This is a genomic window from Bradyrhizobium sp. USDA 4506, from assembly GCF_054058795.1.
Window position 1 is genome coordinate 3,468,603 of the sequence record NZ_JBSSBM010000002.1, and the last position, 19,126, is coordinate 3,487,728.

31 protein-coding genes are annotated in these 19,126 nt (G+C 63.2%); all 31 read right to left on the bottom strand.

What is annotated here, in order from left to right; translation table 11 throughout:
• Positions 1-34: 34 nt before the first annotated feature.
• Positions 35-451: a 50S ribosomal protein L17 gene (gene rplQ, locus ACVIHF_RS18605; RefSeq protein WP_016843769.1), complete on the bottom strand. Its 417-nt coding sequence runs from the start codon at positions 449-451 to the stop codon at positions 35-37.
• 162 nt (positions 452-613) lie between these two features.
• Positions 614-1,645, bottom strand: coding sequence for a DNA-directed RNA polymerase subunit alpha (locus ACVIHF_RS18610; RefSeq protein WP_035631062.1), 1,032 nt, complete (start codon positions 1,643-1,645; stop codon positions 614-616).
• Between the two features lie 119 nt (positions 1,646-1,764).
• Positions 1,765-2,154: a 30S ribosomal protein S11 gene (gene rpsK / locus ACVIHF_RS18615; RefSeq protein ID WP_006021048.1), complete on the bottom strand. Its 390-nt coding sequence runs from the start codon at positions 2,152-2,154 to the stop codon at positions 1,765-1,767.
• 114 nt (positions 2,155-2,268) lie between these two features.
• Positions 2,269-2,637 carry a 30S ribosomal protein S13 gene (gene rpsM / locus ACVIHF_RS18620; protein WP_057019544.1) on the bottom strand — a complete coding sequence of 123 codons (369 nt, stop codon included), beginning with the start codon at positions 2,635-2,637 and terminating at the stop codon, positions 2,269-2,271.
• A 189-nt stretch (positions 2,638-2,826) separates the two neighbouring features.
• Positions 2,827-3,699, bottom strand: a complete 873-nt coding sequence (locus tag ACVIHF_RS18625) for an adenylate kinase (RefSeq protein WP_253608217.1) — start codon at positions 3,697-3,699, stop codon at positions 2,827-2,829.
• A 71-nt stretch (positions 3,700-3,770) separates the two neighbouring features.
• On the bottom strand, positions 3,771-5,105 hold the full coding sequence (gene secY / locus ACVIHF_RS18630) for a preprotein translocase subunit SecY (RefSeq protein WP_057019546.1): 1,335 nt from the start codon (positions 5,103-5,105) through the stop codon (positions 3,771-3,773).
• A gap of 156 nt (positions 5,106-5,261) precedes the next feature.
• Positions 5,262-5,747: a 50S ribosomal protein L15 gene (rplO, locus tag ACVIHF_RS18635; RefSeq protein WP_092082428.1), complete on the bottom strand. Its 486-nt coding sequence runs from the start codon at positions 5,745-5,747 to the stop codon at positions 5,262-5,264.
• Between the two features lie 21 nt (positions 5,748-5,768).
• The gene (gene rpmD, locus ACVIHF_RS18640) at positions 5,769-5,960 is read right to left on the bottom strand and encodes a 50S ribosomal protein L30 (RefSeq protein ID WP_028335461.1); all 192 of its coding nucleotides are present in this window, start codon (positions 5,958-5,960) and stop codon (positions 5,769-5,771) included.
• A gap of 39 nt (positions 5,961-5,999) precedes the next feature.
• Complete coding sequence (gene rpsE / locus ACVIHF_RS18645) at positions 6,000-6,575, bottom strand: 30S ribosomal protein S5 (protein ID WP_016843761.1); 576 nt, start codon at positions 6,573-6,575, stop codon at positions 6,000-6,002.
• A gap of 58 nt (positions 6,576-6,633) precedes the next feature.
• On the bottom strand, positions 6,634-6,993 hold the full coding sequence (rplR, locus tag ACVIHF_RS18650; protein WP_016843760.1) for a 50S ribosomal protein L18: 360 nt from the start codon (positions 6,991-6,993) through the stop codon (positions 6,634-6,636).
• Positions 6,994-7,004: 11 nt separating this feature from the next.
• A complete protein-coding gene (rplF, locus tag ACVIHF_RS18655) occupies positions 7,005-7,538 on the bottom strand; it encodes a 50S ribosomal protein L6 (protein ID WP_028339311.1) in 534 nt (177 codons plus the stop codon).
• Positions 7,539-7,552: 14 nt separating this feature from the next.
• Positions 7,553-7,951, bottom strand: a complete 399-nt coding sequence (gene rpsH, locus ACVIHF_RS18660) for a 30S ribosomal protein S8 (RefSeq protein WP_024578580.1) — start codon at positions 7,949-7,951, stop codon at positions 7,553-7,555.
• A gap of 14 nt (positions 7,952-7,965) precedes the next feature.
• Complete coding sequence (gene rpsN / locus ACVIHF_RS18665; protein ID WP_253608216.1) at positions 7,966-8,271, bottom strand: 30S ribosomal protein S14; 306 nt, start codon at positions 8,269-8,271, stop codon at positions 7,966-7,968.
• 46 nt (positions 8,272-8,317) lie between these two features.
• On the bottom strand, positions 8,318-8,875 hold the full coding sequence (gene rplE / locus ACVIHF_RS18670) for a 50S ribosomal protein L5 (protein ID WP_016843756.1): 558 nt from the start codon (positions 8,873-8,875) through the stop codon (positions 8,318-8,320).
• Complete coding sequence (gene rplX, locus ACVIHF_RS18675; RefSeq protein WP_016843755.1) at positions 8,868-9,182, bottom strand: 50S ribosomal protein L24; 315 nt, start codon at positions 9,180-9,182, stop codon at positions 8,868-8,870. The genes rplE and rplX overlap by 8 nt, the downstream gene beginning before the upstream one ends.
• On the bottom strand, positions 9,182-9,550 hold the full coding sequence (rplN, locus tag ACVIHF_RS18680; protein WP_011473865.1) for a 50S ribosomal protein L14: 369 nt from the start codon (positions 9,548-9,550) through the stop codon (positions 9,182-9,184). The genes rplX and rplN overlap by 1 nt, the downstream gene beginning before the upstream one ends.
• 75 nt (positions 9,551-9,625) lie before the next feature.
• Entirely contained in the window at positions 9,626-9,874 is a 249-nt protein-coding gene (gene rpsQ / locus ACVIHF_RS18685; protein WP_016843754.1) for a 30S ribosomal protein S17, read from the bottom strand.
• A 10-nt stretch (positions 9,875-9,884) separates the two neighbouring features.
• A complete protein-coding gene (gene rpmC / locus ACVIHF_RS18690) occupies positions 9,885-10,091 on the bottom strand; it encodes a 50S ribosomal protein L29 (RefSeq protein ID WP_016843753.1) in 207 nt (68 codons plus the stop codon).
• A 5-nt stretch (positions 10,092-10,096) separates the two neighbouring features.
• Positions 10,097-10,510, bottom strand: coding sequence for a 50S ribosomal protein L16 (gene rplP, locus ACVIHF_RS18695; protein ID WP_016843752.1), 414 nt, complete (start codon positions 10,508-10,510; stop codon positions 10,097-10,099).
• Between the two features lie 30 nt (positions 10,511-10,540).
• The gene (gene rpsC / locus ACVIHF_RS18700) at positions 10,541-11,242 is read right to left on the bottom strand and encodes a 30S ribosomal protein S3 (protein WP_016843751.1); all 702 of its coding nucleotides are present in this window, start codon (positions 11,240-11,242) and stop codon (positions 10,541-10,543) included.
• 20 nt (positions 11,243-11,262) lie between these two features.
• Positions 11,263-11,649, bottom strand: coding sequence for a 50S ribosomal protein L22 (gene rplV / locus ACVIHF_RS18705; protein ID WP_016843750.1), 387 nt, complete (start codon positions 11,647-11,649; stop codon positions 11,263-11,265).
• A gap of 10 nt (positions 11,650-11,659) precedes the next feature.
• Positions 11,660-11,938 carry a 30S ribosomal protein S19 gene (gene rpsS, locus ACVIHF_RS18710; protein ID WP_028335459.1) on the bottom strand — a complete coding sequence of 93 codons (279 nt, stop codon included), beginning with the start codon at positions 11,936-11,938 and terminating at the stop codon, positions 11,660-11,662.
• A gap of 12 nt (positions 11,939-11,950) precedes the next feature.
• Positions 11,951-12,784, bottom strand: coding sequence for a 50S ribosomal protein L2 (rplB, locus tag ACVIHF_RS18715; RefSeq protein WP_021081655.1), 834 nt, complete (start codon positions 12,782-12,784; stop codon positions 11,951-11,953).
• Positions 12,785-12,796: 12 nt separating this feature from the next.
• A complete protein-coding gene (locus ACVIHF_RS18720) occupies positions 12,797-13,096 on the bottom strand; it encodes a 50S ribosomal protein L23 (protein WP_028339313.1) in 300 nt (99 codons plus the stop codon).
• Positions 13,093-13,713, bottom strand: coding sequence for a 50S ribosomal protein L4 (gene rplD, locus ACVIHF_RS18725; protein WP_016843745.1), 621 nt, complete (start codon positions 13,711-13,713; stop codon positions 13,093-13,095). The genes ACVIHF_RS18720 and rplD overlap by 4 nt, the downstream gene beginning before the upstream one ends.
• A gap of 1 nt (position 13,714) precedes the next feature.
• Positions 13,715-14,434, bottom strand: a complete 720-nt coding sequence (gene rplC, locus ACVIHF_RS18730) for a 50S ribosomal protein L3 (RefSeq protein WP_253608215.1) — start codon at positions 14,432-14,434, stop codon at positions 13,715-13,717.
• A 54-nt stretch (positions 14,435-14,488) separates the two neighbouring features.
• A complete protein-coding gene (gene rpsJ, locus ACVIHF_RS18735; RefSeq protein WP_002712302.1) occupies positions 14,489-14,797 on the bottom strand; it encodes a 30S ribosomal protein S10 in 309 nt (102 codons plus the stop codon).
• A gap of 86 nt (positions 14,798-14,883) precedes the next feature.
• Positions 14,884-16,074, bottom strand: a complete 1,191-nt coding sequence (tuf, locus tag ACVIHF_RS18740; protein ID WP_018272140.1) for an elongation factor Tu — start codon at positions 16,072-16,074, stop codon at positions 14,884-14,886.
• 39 nt (positions 16,075-16,113) lie between these two features.
• The gene (fusA, locus tag ACVIHF_RS18745) at positions 16,114-18,186 is read right to left on the bottom strand and encodes an elongation factor G (RefSeq protein WP_092082422.1); all 2,073 of its coding nucleotides are present in this window, start codon (positions 18,184-18,186) and stop codon (positions 16,114-16,116) included.
• A gap of 30 nt (positions 18,187-18,216) precedes the next feature.
• Positions 18,217-18,687: a 30S ribosomal protein S7 gene (rpsG, locus tag ACVIHF_RS18750; RefSeq protein WP_016843741.1), complete on the bottom strand. Its 471-nt coding sequence runs from the start codon at positions 18,685-18,687 to the stop codon at positions 18,217-18,219.
• Positions 18,688-18,702: 15 nt separating this feature from the next.
• Positions 18,703-19,074 carry a 30S ribosomal protein S12 gene (gene rpsL, locus ACVIHF_RS18755; protein ID WP_006611834.1) on the bottom strand — a complete coding sequence of 124 codons (372 nt, stop codon included), beginning with the start codon at positions 19,072-19,074 and terminating at the stop codon, positions 18,703-18,705.
• Positions 19,075-19,126 lie beyond the last annotated feature (52 nt).

The following is a 19,126-nucleotide window of genomic DNA, read 5'->3' on the forward strand; positions in this document are numbered from 1 at the left end:
GGCGCCGCTTTCAAATCCTGGCGCGAAGCGGGGCTTACGCCGCCTCGGCTTCCTTGTCCTGCGCCGGACCGGAGTCCTGGCCCTTGGCGTCGACGTCGCGGTCGACGAACTCGATCACGGCCATCGCCGCGTTGTCGCCGTAGCGGAAGCCGGCCTTGATGATGCGGGTGTAGCCGCCCTGGCGGTCCTTGTAGCGGGTCGCCAGCGTGTCGAACAGCTTCTTGACCTGGTCGACGTCGCGCAGCTCCGAGATCGCCTGACGGCGCAGGGCAAGGCCGCCCTTCTTGCCGAGGGTGACGAGCTTCTCGACGATCGGCCGCAGCTCCTTGGCCTTCGGCAGCGTGGTGACGATCTGCTCGTGCTTGATCAGCGCGGCCGCCATGTTGGCGAACATCGCACGCCGGTGTTCGGCGGTGCGGTTGAGCTTCCGATGAACCTTGCCGTGACGCATTGACTTCTTCCTTCTTCAATTCTGCCGCGGTGGTTCAGCGACAAGTTTTGCAGGTGGGCATCCTGCGTTCGCCCGGACGTCATTCCGGGGCGACTCGCAGAGCCGAACCCGGAATCTCGAGATTCCGGATCGCCGCTTCGCGACGTCCGGAATGACCAAAGCTTAGTAGTGATCCTCGAAGCGCTTGGCGAGCTCGTCGATGTTCTCCGGCGGCCAGCCCGGCACTTCCATGCCGAGGTGCAGACCCATCTGGGCCAGCACTTCCTTGATTTCGTTCAGCGACTTGCGGCCGAAGTTCGGAGTACGGAGCATTTCCGCTTCCGACTTCTGCACGAGGTCGCCGATGTAGACGATGTTGTCGTTCTTCAGGCAGTTTGCCGAACGCACCGACAGCTCGAGCTCGTCGACCTTCTTGAGGAACGCCGGGTTGAACGCGAGATCGGGGATGATCTCCTGCGTGACTTCCTTGCGCGGCTCTTCGAAGTTGACGAACACGTTGAGCTGATCCTGCAGGATGCGCGCGGCGTAGGCCACCGCGTCCTCCGGCGTGATCGCGCCGTTGGTCTCGATCGTCATGGTCAGCTTGTCGTAGTCGAGGATCTGGCCCTCGCGGGTGTTCTCGACCTTGTAGGAGACCTTGCGGACCGGCGAGAACAAGCTGTCGACCGGGATCAGGCCGATCGGAGCATCCTCGGGACGGTTGCGCTCGGCGGCGACATAGCCCTTGCCGGTCGTGACCGTGAACTCCATGCGGATCTCGGCGCCGTCGTCCAGCGTGCAGAGCTGCAGGTCGGGGTTGAGCACCGTGACATCGCCGACGGTCTGGATATCGCCGGCGGTGACGGCGCCCGGGCCCTGCTTCTTCACGACCATGCGCTTCGGGCCTTCGCCCTGCATCTTGATCGAGATGTCCTTGATGTTGAGGACGATGTCGGTGACGTCTTCACGGACACCGGCGATCGAGGAGAACTCGTGCAACACGCCGTCGATATGCACCGACTGCACCGCCGCGCCCTGCAGCGAGGACAACAGGATGCGGCGCAGCGCGTTGCCGAGCGTCTGGCCGAAGCCACGCTCGAGCGGTTCGGCGACCACGGTGGCGAACCGGCTCGCGTCCGAGCCCGGCGTCACCTGCAGCTTGTTCGGTCGAATGAGTTCTTGCCAATTTTTCTGGATCGTCACTGTTTCACCCATTTGCCGGTCACAGGGCCAAATCGAATGGCCGAACCCGGCGTTGGAGATCGCGGATCAGTCCGCGCGGTCAATTCCAAAAACCATCGCAGGGCGGCCAGAGGCCGCCCACGACTTACAGATCAAACGCGCCGACGCTTGCGCGGACGGCAGCCATTGTGCGGGATGGTGGTCACGTCGCGGATCGAGGTGACGGTGAAGCCCGCAGCCTGCAGCGCACGGAGCGCCGACTCACGGCCCGAACCCGGGCCGGCCACTTCAACCTCCAGCGTGCGCATGCCGTGTTCCTGCGCCTTCTTGGAGACGTCTTCCGCCGCGACCTGCGCGGCATAGGGGGTCGACTTGCGCGAGCCCTTGAAGCCCATGGTGCCGGCCGACGACCAGGCAATGGTGTTGCCCTGCGCGTCGGTGATGGTGATGGTCGTGTTGTTGAACGACGAATTCACGTGCGCGATGCCGGAGGCGATGTTCTTGCGTTCGCGGCGGCGTACGCGGGTGGCTTCCTTGCCCATTTCAAACCTTTCCTGTGATCTCGACGCCGCCGTAGTGCCAGCGGCTACACCTCAAAACGCAAATGGCGAGTAGCGAATTTCCATTCGCTACTCCCCACCTGCAATTCGCAAAACTTACTTCTTCTTGCCGGCGATCGCCTTGGCCGGCCCCTTGCGCGTGCGCGCATTGGTGTGGGTGCGCTGGCCGCGCACCGGCAGACCGCGGCGATGACGCAGGCCGCGGTAGCAGCCGAGGTCCATCAGCCGCTTGATGTTGATGCCGACCTCACGACGGAGGTCGCCCTCGACCAGATAGTCGCGGTCGATCACTTCGCGGATCTGCAGGACTTCCTGGTCGGTCAACTGGTTGACGCGACGGTCCAGCGGGATCTTGACCTTCTCGATGATGTCGGCCGCGTTCTTCTGGCCGATGCCATGGATGTACTGAAGCGCGATCAGGACGCGCTTGTTGGTAGGAATGTTGACGCCGGCAATACGGGCCACGGACTTCTCTCCTGTCGCCGATCCATCACGGATACGGGCTTCTCAAGTGCTTGCTCTCTCGGGCTTGTGTCCACAAACGCGAACACGACGCCCTCCCCTCATGTCCTTCGGGGCCCGGCATCGTCATCAAACTATCCAACTTGGATGCGGGGCTTATTAAAGGATTCATGTCGGTTTCGTCAACCGCTCCTAGCGTTTAGCTCGCTTTTTCGTGAGCTTTTTTGCCGCCTTTTTGGCGGTCTTTGCTCCCTTGCGGGCTTTCGCGGCGCGGGCGGCCTTCTTTACCGCCTTCTTCGCGGCTTTCTTCACGGTTTTCTTGGCCGCTTTGGCCTTGGAGGGCGCCTTGGCAGCCTTCCGGGCCGATTTAGCGGCCTTTTGGGCTGGTTTAGCTGCCTTCTTGCTGGCCTTCATGGCCGCCTTGGCGGCCTTTTTAGCCGTCTTGGGGACGCGATCCTCGTGTTCCCTGGGTTCCAGCGCGCCGAGCGCGGTCAGGATCCGGTTGATCTCGCGGGTGACGTGCTCGATGGTCATCATGCCATCGACCGTCAGGAGCTTCCGCCGCTCCGAATAATAGTGAATCAGCGGCTCCGTCAGCGAACGGTACTGCGCCAGGCGCTTGGTCAGCACTTCCGGCGTGTCGTCGAGGCGGACTTCCTCGCCGCGCGTGCGGGTTTCCTCGGCACGCTTCTCAACGCGGGCGAGCAGCGCGCTCTCGTTGACGCGGAGCTCAACCACCGCGTCGAGCTTGAGGTGCTTTTTCCGGAGCAGATCGTCGAGCGCCTCGGCCTGCGGCACAGTGCGCGGGAAGCCGTCGAGAATGAACCCCTTCTTGGCATCGGGCTCCTCGATCCGGTCGGCGATGATTCCCACCACGACCTCGTCTGGAACCAGGCCGCCATTGGCCATGATCTCCTTGGCCTGTAGGCCGACCGGCGTGCCCGCGGCGACCGCAGCGCGCAGCATCTCACCGGTCGAGAGCTGGACGATGCCGTGCTTGTGCACCAGCCGCTGCGCCTGGGTTCCCTTGCCCGAGCCCGGCGGCCCCAAAAGGATCAATCTCATATCTGTTTCGCCCCCCGGCTAGGTGGGCGACGTCCGCACACCTGTGTTTTGAGTTCGAAGCCAAGCCGCGATCAGCGGCGGCGGCCTCCCCTGAGCTTCGACTTCCTGATCAACCCCTCATACTGATGAGCGAGCAGATAGCCCTGCACCTGCGACACCGTATCCATCGTCACGCTGACGACGATCAACAGCGAGGTGCCGCCAAAGTAGAACGGGACCGATGCGTAGGAAATCAGAATTTCAGGAATCAGGCAGACGATCGCGAGATAGACCGCGCCGAGCACCGTGATGCGCGACAGCACATAGTCGATGTACTCGGCGGTGCGCTCGCCGGGCCGGATGCCCGGGATGAAGCCGCCATGCTTCTTCAGGTTGTCCGCAGTCTCGGTCGGATTGAACACGATCGCGGTGTAGAAGAACGCGAAGAACACGATCAGCGCGAGATACATGAACAGGAACAGCGGCCGGCCGTGGCTGAGCTGGGTCGTGATCCACTGGAACCATTCCGGCCCCTTGCCGGCGTTGAAGTTCGCGACCGTGGTCGGCAGCAGCAGCAGCGACGAGGCGAAGATCGGCGGAATCACGCCCGAGGTGTTGAGCTTGAGCGGCAGATGCGAGGACTGGCCCTCGAACATCTTGTTGCCGACCTGGCGCTTCGGATACTGGATCAAAAGCCGGCGCTGCGCGCGCTCCATGAACACGATGAAGGCGATCACGGCGACCGCCATCACGATGACGATCAGGATCAGGCCGGTCGACATCGCGCCCTGGCGGCCCAGTTCCAGCATGTTGGCGAGCGCCGACGGCAGCTCGGCGACGATGCCGGACAGGATGATCAGCGAGATACCGTTGCCGATGCCGCGCGAGGTGATCTGCTCGCCGAGCCACATCAGGAACATGGTGCCGCCGGTCAGCGTGATCGCGGTCGAGATCCGGAAGAACATGCCGGGGTCGCTGACGACATTACCGGCGCCTTCGAGGCCGATCGCGATGCCATAGGACTGGAACAGCGCCAGGATCACGGTCAGATAGCGGGTGTACTGGTTCAGCGTCTTGCGGCCCGCCTCGCCTTCCTTCTTGAGCGCCTCGAGCTGCGGCGACACGGTGGTCAGCAGCTGCACGATGATCGATGCCGAGATGTACGGCATGATGTTGAGCGCGAAGATCGCCATGCGGTGGATGCCGCCGCCGGCGAACATGTTGAACATGCCGAGGATGCCGCCGGACTGGCTGCGGAACACCTGCTCCCAGATGTTGGGATCGATGCCGGGCAGCGGGATGTAGGTGCCGAGCCGATAAACAAGCAGCGCACCCAGGGTGAACCAGATGCGCTTCTTCAGCTCGTCGGCTTTCGCCAGCTGTCCGAAATTGAGGTTGGCGGCAAGTTGTTCGGCTGCTGAGACCATGTTTCGGCTTTCTCCCGGAGCCCCATTCGCCGGCGCCCCCAAAGAGATCAATTCCCTGGGCGCCGGCAGACACCGGACATTATCTGGTGCTCGGCCTCGATAAGTCCATCATTCGATCTGCGGATTGCCCGCGCGTCGCGGGCAATGACGCAGATGTTACGCCGCCTCGCCTTCTTCCTTGGCGGGGGCCAGGATCTTGACCGAGCCGCCGGCCTTCTCGACCGCGGCAATGGCCGACTTGGAAGCGCCGTGCACCTCGATGGTCAGCTTGGTCTTGATCTCGCCGCGGCCGAGCAGCCGCAGGCCGTCCTTGGCGCGGCGCAGCACGCCGGCCTTGACCAGCGATTCGGCGTTCACCGTCGCGCTCGCATCGACCAGCTTGTTGTCGATCGCTTCCTGCAGACGGTCGAGATTGATCTCGGCGAAGTCGAGCCGGAAGATGTTGTTGAAGCCGCGCTTCGGCAGACGGCGATGCATCGGCATCTGGCCGCCTTCGAAACCCTTGATGCGGACGCCCGAACGCGCGGTCTGGCCCTTGCCGCCGCGACCCGAGGTCTTGCCCTTGCCGGAACCGATGCCACGGCCGACACGCATGCGCTTCTTGCGCGAGCCGGCGTTGTCGGCGATATCGCTGAGCTTCATCGCCCTTCTCCTTATCTCTGCTTACTCGCCGACGACGCGGACGAGATGCTGAACCTTGCTGATCATGCCGCGAACTTCAGGGGTATCCTGCAGCTCGGCAACCCGGCCGATCTTGTTGAGCTTGAGGCCGATCAGCGTCGAACGCTGCGAGTGATGGCGGCGGATTGCGCTGCCGATCTGCTCGACCTTGATGGTCTTGCTGGCCTTGGCCATGACAGTAACTCCGAATAGCGCTTCGAGAAGCGCGCGTTGTTATTCCGCCACCACTTCGGCGTCGCCGCCGACGCGGCGCGACTGCAGGGTGGAGACCTTGATGTTGCGGCGTGCCGCCACCGAGCGCGGCGAGTCCTGATGCTTCAGCGCGTCGAACGTCGCGCGAACCATGTTGTAGGGATTCGACGAGCCGATCGACTTCGCCACCACGTCCTGGATGCCGAGCGTCTCGAACACCGCGCGCATCGGGCCGCCGGCGATGATGCCGGTACCGGCCGGAGCGGCACGCAGGTAGACGCGGCCGGCGCCGTGACGGCCGGCGATGTCGTGATGCAGCGTGCGGCCTTCGCGAAGCGCGACGCGCGTCAGGTTGCGCTTCGCCGATTCGGTCGCCTTGCGGATCGCTTCCGGAACTTCGCGCGCCTTGCCGTGGCCGAAACCGACCCGGCCCTTCTGGTCGCCGATCACGACCAGCGCCGCAAAGCCGAAGCGCTTGCCGCCCTTGACGACCTTCGCCACGCGATTGATGTGGACGAGCTTGTCGACGAACTCGCTGTCGCGCTCCTCGCGCTCCCTGCTCCGTTCGCGTCCGCCGCGTTCGCGTTCACCTGCCATGGTGTTTTCCAATCTGTAGGAGGCCTTGCGCCTCTTTCCTCGTCATCGTTCGTAAAGTTTAGAAGCTCAATCCGCCTTCGCGCGCCGCATCCGCGAGCGCCTTGACGCGCCCGTGATAGATGTAGGCGCCGCGATCGAACACGACTTCCTTGACACCCTTCTGCGCCGCGCGCTCGGCGAGCAGCTTGCCGACCGCCTTTGCCGCATCGATGTCGGCGCCGGTCTTGCCGGCGTCGCGCATGGTCTTCTCCAGCGACGAGGCGGAAGCGAGCGTCTCGCCCTTCTGGTCGTCGATGACCTGGGCGTAGATGTGCTTGGACGAGCGGAACACCGACAGCCGCGGACGGCCGCCTGCCGAGCGGCGAAGCGCAAGGCGCACGCGCTGCTTGCGCCGGGCATTCGTAACCTTGAGTGACATGACCGGCTCCGTTACTTCTTCTTGCCTTCCTTGCGGAAGATGAATTCGTTGGCGTACTTCACGCCCTTGCCCTTGTAGGGCTCCGGCGGACGGTAGGCGCGGATCTCGGCGGCGACCTGGCCGACGCGCTGCGGATCGTTGCCGGTGATCGTGATCTCGGTCGGCTTCGGCACCGCGATGGTGATGCCTTCCGGGATCGCGTACACCACGTCGTGGCTGTAGCCGAGCGCGAGCTGCAGGTTCTTGCCCTGCATCGCGGCGCGGTAGCCGACGCCGGTGATCTCGAGCTTCTTCTCGAAGCCCTTGGTGACGCCCTCGACGAGGTTGGCGACCTGCGCGCGCGCGGTGCCGTACATCGCCTGCGCGCGGTTGGTCTTGATCCGCGGAGCGACCTTGACCTGGCCGTTCTCGAACTTCACCTCGACGTCGTCATGCACGACGAACTGAAGCTGGCCCTTCGGCCCCTTCACCTTGACGGTCTGGCCCTCGACGGTCGCCGTCACACCCGACGGGATCGCCACCGGCCTTTTGCCGATACGTGACATCGTAAAATCCTTCCTCAGAACACCGTGAAGAGAACTTCGCCGCCCACGTTGGCGTCGCGCGCCTGGTGGTCAGCCATGATTCCCTTCGGCGTCGACAACACCGAAATGCCGAGACCGTTGTTCACGCGCGGCAGGTTCTTCACCGAGGCGTAAACGCGGCGGCCCGGCTTCGACACCCGCTCGATCTCGCGGATGACGGGCTCGCCGTCGAAATACTTCAGTTCGATCTCGAGCTCGCTGCGGCCCGAGGCATGCTCGACGCTGGCGTAGCCGCGGATGTAACCCTCGGACTTCAGCACCTCGAGCACGTTGGCGCGCATCTTCGAGCCGGGGGTCGAGACCTTGGACTTGGAGCGCATCTGCGCGTTGCGGATGCGGGTGATGAGATCGCTGATCGGATCGTGCGTAGACATGGTTCCGACCCTCCTTACCAGCTCGACTTCACTAGGCCGGGAACCAGGCCCTTGGAGCCGAGTTCACGCAGCGCGATGCGCGAGAGCTTGTTCTTGCGATAGTTCGAGCGCGGGCGCCCGGTCAGCTCGCAACGGTTGCGGATGCGCGTCGGCGACGAGTTGCGCGGCATCTCGGCGAGCTTCAGCGTCGCGGCGAAGCGCTCTTCCATCGGCTTGGTCTTGTCGGCGATGATCGCCTTCAGCTTCGCGCGCTGCGGAGCAGCGTTCTTCGCCATCCGCTTGCGCCGGTTGTTCTTCTCGACTGAACTCTTCTTTGCCATGCTTGGCTCCTGGGTATCCGCGTTTGAGTGGCTTTGGTTCAGCTACTCACTGCCGGAACGGGAAATTGAAAGCGGTCAACAAGGCGCGCGCCTCGTCGTCGGTCTTGGCGGTGGTGCAGACCGTGATGTCCATGCCACGCGCTTCCGAGACCTTGTCGAAGTCGATCTCGGGGAAAATGATGTGCTCCTTGATGCCGAGCGAATAGTTGCCGCGGCCGTCGAAGCTCTTCGGGTTCAGGCCGCGGAAGTCACGGACGCGGGGCAGCGCCACGTTCACCAGGCGGTCGATGAACTCGTACATGTGGGTCTTGCGCAGCGTGACCTTGCAGCCGATCGGCTGGTTCTCACGCAGCTTGAAGGTCGCGATCGCGATCCGCGAATAGGTCACGATCGCCTTCTGGCCGGCGATCTGGGTCAGCTCGGCAGCGGCGGTCTCGGCCTTCTTGCGGTCGTTGACCGAATCGCCGACGCCCATGTTGAGCACGACCTTGTCGAGGCGCGGCACCTGCATCACGTTGGCATAACCGAACTTCTCGGTCATCATGCCGCGGATCTTCTTGTCATACTCCGCGCGCAGACGCGGCGTGTAAGCTGTATCAGCCATCGATCTCTGCTCCCGAGCTCTTGGCAACACGAACCTTCTTGCCATCGGCCTGAATCTTGAACCCGATGCGGGTCGGCTTTCCGTCCTTGCCGACATACGCAATGTTCGAAAGGTCGATCGGCATCTCCTTGGAGATGATGCCGCCTTCCTGGGTCTGGGTCTGCTTCTGGTGACGCTTCACCATGTTGATGCCGCGAACGAGCGCCTTGTTCTCGTCCGGACGCACCTCGAACACCTCGCCGGTGCGACCCTTGTCGCGGCCGGTGAGCACCATCACCTTGTCGCCCTTGCGGATCTTGGCAGCCATCACAGCACCTCCGGCGCGAGCGAAATGATCTTCATGTGGTTCTTGGCGCGCAGCTCGCGCGGCACCGGCCCGAAGATACGGGTGCCGACCGGCTCGGACTGATTGTTGATCAGCACGGCGGCGTTGCGGTCGAAGCGGATGACCGAACCGTCGGCGCGGCGGATGTCCTTGCGGACCCGGACCACGACGGCCTTCATCACGTCGCCCTTCTTCACCTTGCCACGCGGAATGGCTTCCTTGATCGACACAACGATAACGTCGCCCACGGTGGCATAGCGGCGCTTGGAACCTCCAAGAACCTTGATGCACATGACACGGCGTGCGCCTGAATTATCGGCCACGTCGAGGTTGGTCTGCATCTGAATCATTGATGCACCTCGTCCTCTTTCTGCGCTTTAGCGCGCTCAAAATTTCCCTGAATTTCCTCGGCCAAGCCGAAGTAATCAGGCCGTTTTCTTGTGTTCGCCCCGGACCACGGTCCAGCGCTTCAGCTTCGAGATCGGCTTCGATTCCTCGATCCAGACCATGTCGCCCGGCTTGAACTGGTTGTTCTCGTCGTGCGCGTGGTAGTTCTTGGAACGGCGGATCGTCTTCTTGTAGATCGGGTGGGTGAAGCGGCGATCGACGCGCACCACGATGGTCTTGGCTTGCTTGTCGCTGACGACCACGCCCTGCAGAGTACGTTTCGGCATAGCTGGCCCCTTACTTCTTCTTCGCGCGCTGCTGGGCAGCGATGGTCTTGATACGAGCGATATCGCGGCGGGCTTCCCGCATCCGCGAGGTGTTCTCCAGCTGCCCGGTGGCGCGCTGGAAACGCAGGTTGAAGCGTTCCTTCTTCAGATTCAGGATCGCGTCTTCCCGCTGGTCGTCGCTCATCGCGCGAATGTCTTCAACTTTCATCTCGGCCATGGCGATTACTCCGCAATGCGCGCAACGAAGCGCGTCTTGATCGGCAGCTTGGCGGCGGCGAGCGACAGCGCTTCCTTCGCGGTCTGCACCGGCACGCCGTCGATCTCGAACATCACGCGGCCCGGCTTGATCCGGACCACCCACAATTCCGGGGCACCCTTGCCGGAGCCCATGCGGACTTCGGCGGGCTTCTTCGACACCGGCACGTCCGGGAACACGCGGATCCAGACGCGGCCGGCGCGCTTCATGTGACGGGTCAGCGCGCGGCGGGCGGCTTCGATCTGACGGGCGGTGACGCGCTCAGGCTCCATCGCCTTCAGGCCGAACTGGCCGAACGCCAACGTCGCGCCAGAGGTCGCAACGCCGTGGATACGGCCCTTATGCGCCTTCCGGAACTTCGTTTTCTTAGGTTGCATCATGGCTTTAAGCCCTCAAATTCCTGCTTTGCCTCAAGCGGCGTCGCGGCGCGAACGCGGCGTGCTGTCGCCTTCGGCCATCTTCTTGTCCTGGGCCATCGGATCGTGCTCGAGGATCTCGCCCTTGAAGATCCAGACCTTGACGCCGCAGGTGCCGAAGGTCGTGAACGCGGTGGCAACGCCGTAGTCGACGTCGGCGCGCAGCGTGTGCAGCGGCACGCGACCTTCGCGGTACCACTCCATGCGCGCGATTTCGGCGCCGCCGAGACGGCCCGAGCAGTTGATGCGGATGCCACCGGCACCGAGACGCATCGCCGACTGCACGGCGCGCTTCATGGCGCGGCGGAACGCGACGCGGCGCTCGAGCTGCTGGGCGATCGATTCAGCGACCAGGGTCGCGTCGAGCTCCGGCTTGCGGATTTCGACGATGTTGATCACGACGTCCGACGAGGTGATGTCGGCAACCTTCTTGCGCAGCTTGTCGATGTCGGCGCCCTTCTTGCCGATCACGACGCCCGGACGGGCCGAATGGATCGTCACGCGGCACTTCTTGTGCGGGCGCTCGATCACGATGCGGGCGACGGCCGCCTGCTTGAGCTCCTTGTGCAGGATCTCGCGGATCTTGACGTCCTCGTGCAGCAGCTTGCCGTATTCCTGCTTGCCGGCGAACCAACGGGAGTCCCAGGTCCGGTTGATGCCGAGACGCAGCCCGATTGGATTGATCTTTTGACCCATCGTCTTCTCCTGCGCCCTTCTTAGGCGCTTGCCTCGGCCTCGACCTGACGAACCACGATGGTCAGGTGCGAGAACGGTTTGAACACACGGCCCGAACGGCCACGGCCGCGCGGAGCAAAACGCTTCATCACGATGCCATTGCCGACATGCGCCTCGGCGACGACCAGATCGTCAACCTCAAGGTCATGGTTGTTCTCGGCGTTCGCGATCGCCGATTCCAGGCACTTCTTGACATCGACCGCGATCCGCTTACGCGAGAACTGCAGGTCGGCGAGCGCAGCGGACGCCTTGCGGCCGCGGATCAGCTGCGCCACCAGGTTGAGCTTCTGCGGGCTGACGCGCAGCATGCGGGCGACGGCCTTGGCCTCATTGTCCGCGAGGCTACGTTCGCGCTTTGGTTTGCTCATCGGTTAATCCTCAAGCCTTCTTGGCTTTCTTGTCGCCCGAATGGCCGTGGAAGGTCCGGGTCGGCGAGAACTCGCCGAACTTGTGACCCACCATTTCCTCGTTGATTGCCACCGGCACGTGCTTGTGGCCGTTATAGACGCCGAACGTCAGGCCGACGAACTGCGGCAGGATGGTCGAGCGGCGGCTCCAGATCTTGATGACGTCGTGACGGCCGGACGAGCGCGCGGCATCTGCCTTCTTGAGCAGAGAACCCTCGACGAACGGGCCTTTCCAGACTGAACGAACCATGTCCGGCGTTCCTTACTTCTTCCGCTTGTGGCGGCTGAGGAGAATGAATTTGTTGGTCGACTTGTTGGTGCGGGTCTTCTTGCCCTTGGTCGGTTTGCCCCACGGAGTAACCGGGTGGCGACCGCCCGAGGTACGACCTTCACCACCGCCGTGCGGGTGATCGATCGGGTTCATGACAACGCCGCGGTTGTGCGGACGCCAGCCGAGCCAGCGGGTACGACCGGCCTTGCCGATCGAGATGTTCATGTGATCCGGGTTGGAGACCGCGCCGATCGTGCCGCGGCAACGGCCGTGCACCAGACGCTGCTCGCCCGAGTTCAGGCGGACGATCACGTAGTCCTGGTCGCGGCCGACGATCTGGGCGTAGGTGCCGGCGGAGCGCGCCAGCTGACCGCCCTTGCCGATCTTCAGCTCGATGTTGTGCACGATCGTGCCGACCGGCATGTTGCCGAGCGGCATGACGTTGCCCGGCTTGACGTCGACATAGTTGCCGGCGACGACGGTGTCGCCCGCCGCCAGACGCTGCGGCGCCAGGATGTAGGCCAGCTCACCGTCCTGATACTTGATCAGCGCGATGAACGCGGTGCGGTTCGGATCATACTCGAGCCGCTCCACGACCGCCGGCATGTCCACCTTGTCGCGGCGGAAGTCGACGGTGCGGTAGGCCTTCTTGTGGCCGCCGCCGCGGAAACGCACGGTGATGCGACCGGTGTTGTTGCGACCGCCGTTGCCGAGCTTGCCCTCGGTCAGGGTCTTCACCGGCTTGCCCTTGTAGAGCGCCGAACGATCGACCATGACCAGCTGGCGCTGGCCCGGCGTCGTGGGATTGTAGGTTTTCAATGCCATCGTCGTTGCGCCTTATAGTCCGGTAGTCACGTCGATGCGGTGGCCCTCTTCCAGGGTCACGATCGCGCGCTTGGTGTCCGACTGCGAGCCGAGATTGCCGCGGAACACCTTGGTCTTGCCCTTGCGAACGAGAGTGTTGACGCTCTTCACCTTGACGTCGAACAGCTTCTCGACCGCTTCCTTGATCTGCGGCTTGGTCGCCTTGCCGGCGACCTTGAACATCACCTTGTTGTGCTCGGAGGCGAGCGTCGCCTTTTCCGTCACGACGGGAGAGATGATGACGTCGTAGTGGCGCGGATCGATGTTCTTCATTTGAAGCGCGCCTCCAGCGCATCAACCGCAGCCTTGGTCAGCACCAGCTTCTGGCGGCGGAGAATGTCGTAGACGTTGATGCCCTGGATCGGCAGCACGTCGATGTTCGGAATGTTCCGGGCCGCGGTCGCGAAACCGGCGTTCAGCTCGGCGCCGTCGATGATCAGCGCGTTGGTCAGTCCGAGGCCGGAGAAGTGGCCGAGGAGCGCCTTGGTCTTGGCGGCCTCGAGCTGCGCATTGTCGATCACGATCAGCCCGCCGTCCTTGGCCTTGGCCGAGAGCGCATGCTTGAGCGCGAGCGCGCGCACCTTCTTCGGAAGGTCGGTCGCATGGGAGCGAACGACCGGACCGAACGCACGGCCACCGCCGCGGAACTGCGGCACGCGGGCCGAGCCGTGACGGGCGCCGCCGGTGCCCTTCTGCTTGTACATCTTCTTGCCGGTGCGCCAGATCTCGGCGCGGCCCTTGGCCTTGTGGGTGCCGGCCTGACGCTTGTTCAGCTGCCACTGCACGCAGCGCTGGATGATGTCGGCGCGCGGCTCGAGACCGAAGATCGCGTCCGAGAGCTCGACGGATCCGGCGTCCTTGCCTTCAAGGGTCGTGACTTTCAATTCCATCTCACACGCCCTCCTGCTCGGCCACAGCCTCGGCAGCTTCGCCACCTGCAACCTTGAACTTGCCGGGCTTCGGGGCGTCCTTCGGCAGCGGCTTCTTGACCGCGTCGCGCACCGAGATCCAGCCGCCCTTGGAGCCGGGAACGGCGCCTTCGACGAGGATCAGGCCGCGCTCGACGTCGGTCGAAACCACGCGCAGATTGAGCGTGGTGATGCGGTCGACGCCCATGTGACCGGGCATCTTCTTGTTCTTGAAGGTCTTGCCGGGGTCCTGACGGCCACCGGTCGAACCGATCGAACGGTGCGAGATCGACACACCGTGGGTGGCGCGCAGACCGCCGAAATTCCAGCGCTTCATGCCGCCGGCGAAGCCCTTACCGATCGAGGTACCGGTCACGTCGACGAACTGGCCGACCACGAAATGGTCCGCCTGGATTTCCGCGCCGACCGGGATCAGCGCATCCTCGGACACGCGGAACTCGGCGACCTTGCGCTTCGGCTCGACCTTGGAGACCGCGAACTGGCCACGTTCGGCCTTGGGCATGTACACGGTCTTGCGGGCGCCCGAGCCGAGCTGAAGAGCGACATAGCCGTTCTTCTCGGTCGTGCGGTGGCCCAGCACCTGGCAGTTGCCCAACTTCAGCACGGTCACAGGGATATGCTCGCCGGTCTCCGTAAAGACCCGCGTCATCCCGACCTTTTGTGCGATCACTCCGGAGCGCATCGGCGTGCTTCCTGTCTTTCTGTCCGCAAGCGGCGGACGTAAAAATCCAAAACCTTAGAGCTTGATCTCGACGTCGACACCGGCGGCCAAGTCGAGCTTCATCAGCGCATCGACGGTCTGCGGGGTCGGGTCGACAATGTCGAGGAGGCGCTTGTGGGTGCGCATCTCGAATTGCTCGCGGCTCTTCTTGTCAACGTGCGGCGAACGGTTGACGGTGAACTTCTCGATGCGGGTCGGCAGCGGAATCGGTCCGCGAACCTGCGCACCGGTGCGCTTCGCCGTGTTCACGATCTCGCGGGTCGACGTATCGAGGATTCGATGGTCGAACGCCTTGAGACGGATGCGAATATTTTGGCCGTTCATTGCCGTATTCTTTCTTTAGTGAGTGGCGAGTAGCGAATAGCGAATGGAGTGACCCACTCGCTACTCGCCATTCCCTATTCGCGTAGTTACTCGATGATCGCGGCGACGACGCCGGCGCCGACGGTGCGGCCGCCTTCGCGGATCGCGAAGCGCAGCTTCTCTTCCATCGCGATCGGCACGATCAGGTGCACTTCCATCGCGATGTTGTCACCCGGCATCACCATCTCGGTGCCTTCCGGCAGGTGCACGACACCGGTCACGTCGGTGGTGCGGAAGTAGAACTGCGGACGGTAGTTGGTGAAGAACGGGGTGTGGCGACCGCCCTCTTCCTTGGTGAGGATGTAAGCCTCAGCCTTGAACTTGGTGTGCGGCTTGACCGAACCGGGCTTGCACAGCACCTGGCCACGCTCGACTTCCTCGCGCTTGGTGCCGCGGAGCAGTGCACCGATGTTGTCGCCGGCCTGGCCCTGATCGAGCAGCTTGCGGAACATTTCGACGCCGGTGACGATGGTCTTCTGGGTGTCGCGGATACCGACGATTTCGATTTCCTCGCCGACCTTGATCACGCCGCGCTCGACACGGCCGGTGACGACGGTGCCGCGGCCCGAGATCGAGAACACGTCTTCAACCGGCATCAGGAACGGCTGGTCGATCGGACGCTCCGGCTGCGGGATGTACTCGTCGACATTGCGCATCAGCTCGAGGATGGCGTCGTGGCCGAGCTTCTTGTCCTTGTCTTCGAGGGCGGCGAGCGCCGAGCCCTTGATGATCGGGATCTTGTCGCCCGGGAATTCGTACTTCGAGAGCAGCTCGCGGACTTCGAGCTCGACGAGCTCGAGCAGCTCCGGATCGTCGACCATGTCGCACTTGTTGAGGAACACGACGAGCGCGGGCACGCCGACCTGGCGGGCGAGCAGGATGTGCTCGCGGGTCTGCGGCATCGGGCCGTCAGCAGCCGACACGACCAGGATCGCGCCGTCCATCTGGGCGGCACCGGTGATCATGTTCTTCACGTAGTCGGCGTGGCCGGGGCAGTCGACGTGGGCGTAGTGGCGGTTGGTCGTCTCGTACTCGACGTGAGCGGTCGAGATCGTGATGCCGCGGGCCTTCTCTTCCGGCGCCTTGTCGATCTGGTCGTAGGCGGTGAACGTCGCGCCGCCGGTTTCTGCGAGCACCTTGGTGATCGCTGCGGTCAGCGAGGTCTTGCCATGGTCGACGTGACCGATGGTGCCGATGTTGCAGTGGGGCTTGTTACGTTCGAATTTAGCTTTGGCCATTTGACTCTCCGTTCAATCGTTGACTGCCATCAACGACAATCAGGCAAACTTCTTCTGGACTTCAGCCGACACGTTCGCCGGAGCTTCGGCGTAGTGATCGAACTGCATGGTGAAGGTCGCGCGACCCTGGCTCATCGAGCGCAGGTTGTTCACGTAACCGAACATGTTCATGAGCGGCACCATCGCGTTGATGACGTTGGCGTTGCCGCGCATGTCTTGGCCCTGGATCTGGCCACGCCGGGAATTCAGGTCGCCGATGACCGAACCGGTGTAGTCTTCCGGGGTCACCACCTCGACCTTCATGATCGGCTCGAGCAGAACGGACTTGCCCTTCGTCAACGCTTCGCGGAACGCAGCCCGCGATGCGATTTCGAACGCCAGTGCCGACGAGTCGACGTCGTGATACTTGCCGTCGACCAGCTGCACCTTGACGTCCACGACCGGGAAGCCGGCAACGACACCGGAGCCCATCACGCTGTTGAGGCCCTTTTCGACGCCGGGGATGTATTCCTTCGGCACCGCACCGCCGACGATCTTCGACTCGAACTCATAGCCCTTGCCGGGCTCGTTCGGCTCGACGACGATCGACACTTCGGCGAACTGACCGGTACCGCCGGTCTGCTTCTTGTGGGTGTACTTGACTTCGGCCTTCTTGGTCACGCGTTCGCGGAACGCCACCTGCGGCGCGCCGATGTTGGCGTCGACCTTGTAGGTGCGCTTGAGAATGTCGACCTTGATGTCGAGATGCAGTTCGCCCATACCCTTGAGAATGGTCTGGCCGGACTCCTGGTCGGTCGACACGCGGAACGACGGATCTTCCGCGGCGAGCTTGGCAAGCGCCACGCCGAGCTTTTCCTGGTCGGCCTTCGACTTCGGCTCGATCGCGATCTCGATCACCGGCTCCGGGAATTCCATCTTCTCGAGGATCACCGGCTTGTCGGGATCGCACAGCGTGTCACCGGTGCGCGCTTCCTTCAGGCCGGCCAGCGCGACGATGTCGCCGGCATAGGCTTCCTTGATGTCTTCGCGGTTGTTCGCATGCATCAGCAGCATGCGGCCGATACGCTCTTTCTTCTCGCGGGTCGAGTTCACCACGCCGGTGCCCGACTGCAGGATGCCGGAGTAGATGCGGCAGAAGGTGATGGTGCCGACGAACGGGTCGTCCATGATCTTGAACGCGAGCAGCGCCAGCGGCTCCTTGTCGTCAGCCTTGCGCACGACTTCGTTGCCGTCATCGTCGGTACCCTTGATCGCGGGCACGTCGATCGGCGACGGCAGATAGTCGACGACGGCGTCGAGCAGCGGCTGCACGCCCTTGTTCTTGAACGCGGAGCCGCACAGCACCGGATAGAACGCGCCGGTCAGCACGGCCTTGCGGATCAGGCGCTTCAGGGTCGCCTCGTCCGGCTCCTTGCCGTCGAGGAAGGCAGCCAAAGCGTCGTCGTCGAGCTCGACGGCGGCTTCCACCATCTTCTCGCGATACTCCTTGGCCTGCTCGACCAGATCTTCCGGAATGTCGACATAGTCGAACTTGGCGCCGAGCGATTCATCGTTCCAGATGACGCCCTTCATCTTCACGAGGTCGACGAGACCCTTGAAGTTGTTCTCGGCACCGATCGGCAGCTGGATCGCGATCGGCTTGGCGCCGAGGCGGTCGACGATGTCGGACAGGCACTTGAAGAAGTCGGCGCCGGTCTTGTCCATCTTGTTGGCGAAGACGATGCGCGGAACCTTGTACTTGTCGCCCTGGCGCCAGACGGTCTCGGTCTGCGGCTCGACGCCCTGGTTGGAGTCGAGGACGCAAACGGCGCCGTCGAGCACGCGCAGCGAACGCTCGACCTCGATGGTGAAGTCGACGTGGCCGGGGGTGTCGATGATGTTCAGGCGCTTGCCGTTCCAGAACGCGGTGGTCGCAGCCGAGGTGATCGTGATGCCCCGCTCCTGCTCCTGCTCCATCCAGTCCATCGTCGCGGCACCCTCGTGCACTTCGCCGATCTTGTGGCTCTTGCCGGTGTAATACAGGATGCGTTCGGTGGTCGTGGTCTTGCCGGCGTCGATATGCGCCATGATACCGAAGTTGCGGTAGTCCTCGATGGCATGTTGGCGGGGCATGAGACTGTTCCTTAAATTCCGTTGTTCGCCTTACCAGCGATAGTGCGAGAACGCGCGGTTGGCTTCCGCCATCCGGTGCACGTCTTCCCGCTTCTTGACGGCGTTGCCGCGATTGTTCGAGGCGTCGAGCAGCTCAGCCGAGAGACGCTCCGTCATGGTCTTCTCGTTGCGCTCGCGAGCGGCCGAGATCAGCCAGCGGATGCCGAGCGCCTGACGGCGCACCGAACGGACTTCGACCGGAACCTGGTAGGTCGCGCCGCCGACGCGGCGGGAACGAACCTCGATGGTCGGCATCACGTTCTCGAGCGCCTGCTCGAACACGCCGAGCGGGTTCTGCTTGGTCTTGGCCTCGATCATGCCGAGCGCACCGTAGACGATGTTTTCGGCAACCGACTTCTTCCCGGCGTACATCACCGAGTTCATGAACTTCGTAATGATGATGTTCCCGAACTTCGGATCCGGAAGAACTTCACGCTTCTCGGCAGAATGGCGACGCGACATCTGATCGGTTCCCGCTTACTTCGGACGCTTCGCGCCGTACTTCGAACGACGCTGCTTACGGTTCTTGACGCCCTGGGTATCCAGCACGCCGCGGAGGATGTGGTAGCGCACACCGGGCAAGTCCTTGACGCGGCCGCCGCGGATCATGACCACCGAGTGCTCCTGCAGGTTATGGCCCTCACCCGGGATGTAGCCGATCACCTCGAAGCCGTTGGTCAGGCGCACCTTGGCGACCTTACGAAGCGCCGAGTTCGGCTTCTTCGGGGTCGTGGTGTAGACGCGCGTGCACACGCCGCGCTTCTGCGGCGACTGCTGCAGCGCCGGCACCTTCTTACGCGACTTCTGCACTTCACGCGGATTTGCGATCAGCTGGTTGATCGTCGGCATGCAGCCTTCACCCTTTAGTTCGCGCGAAAACCTTGAATGGCTCCGCAAATTT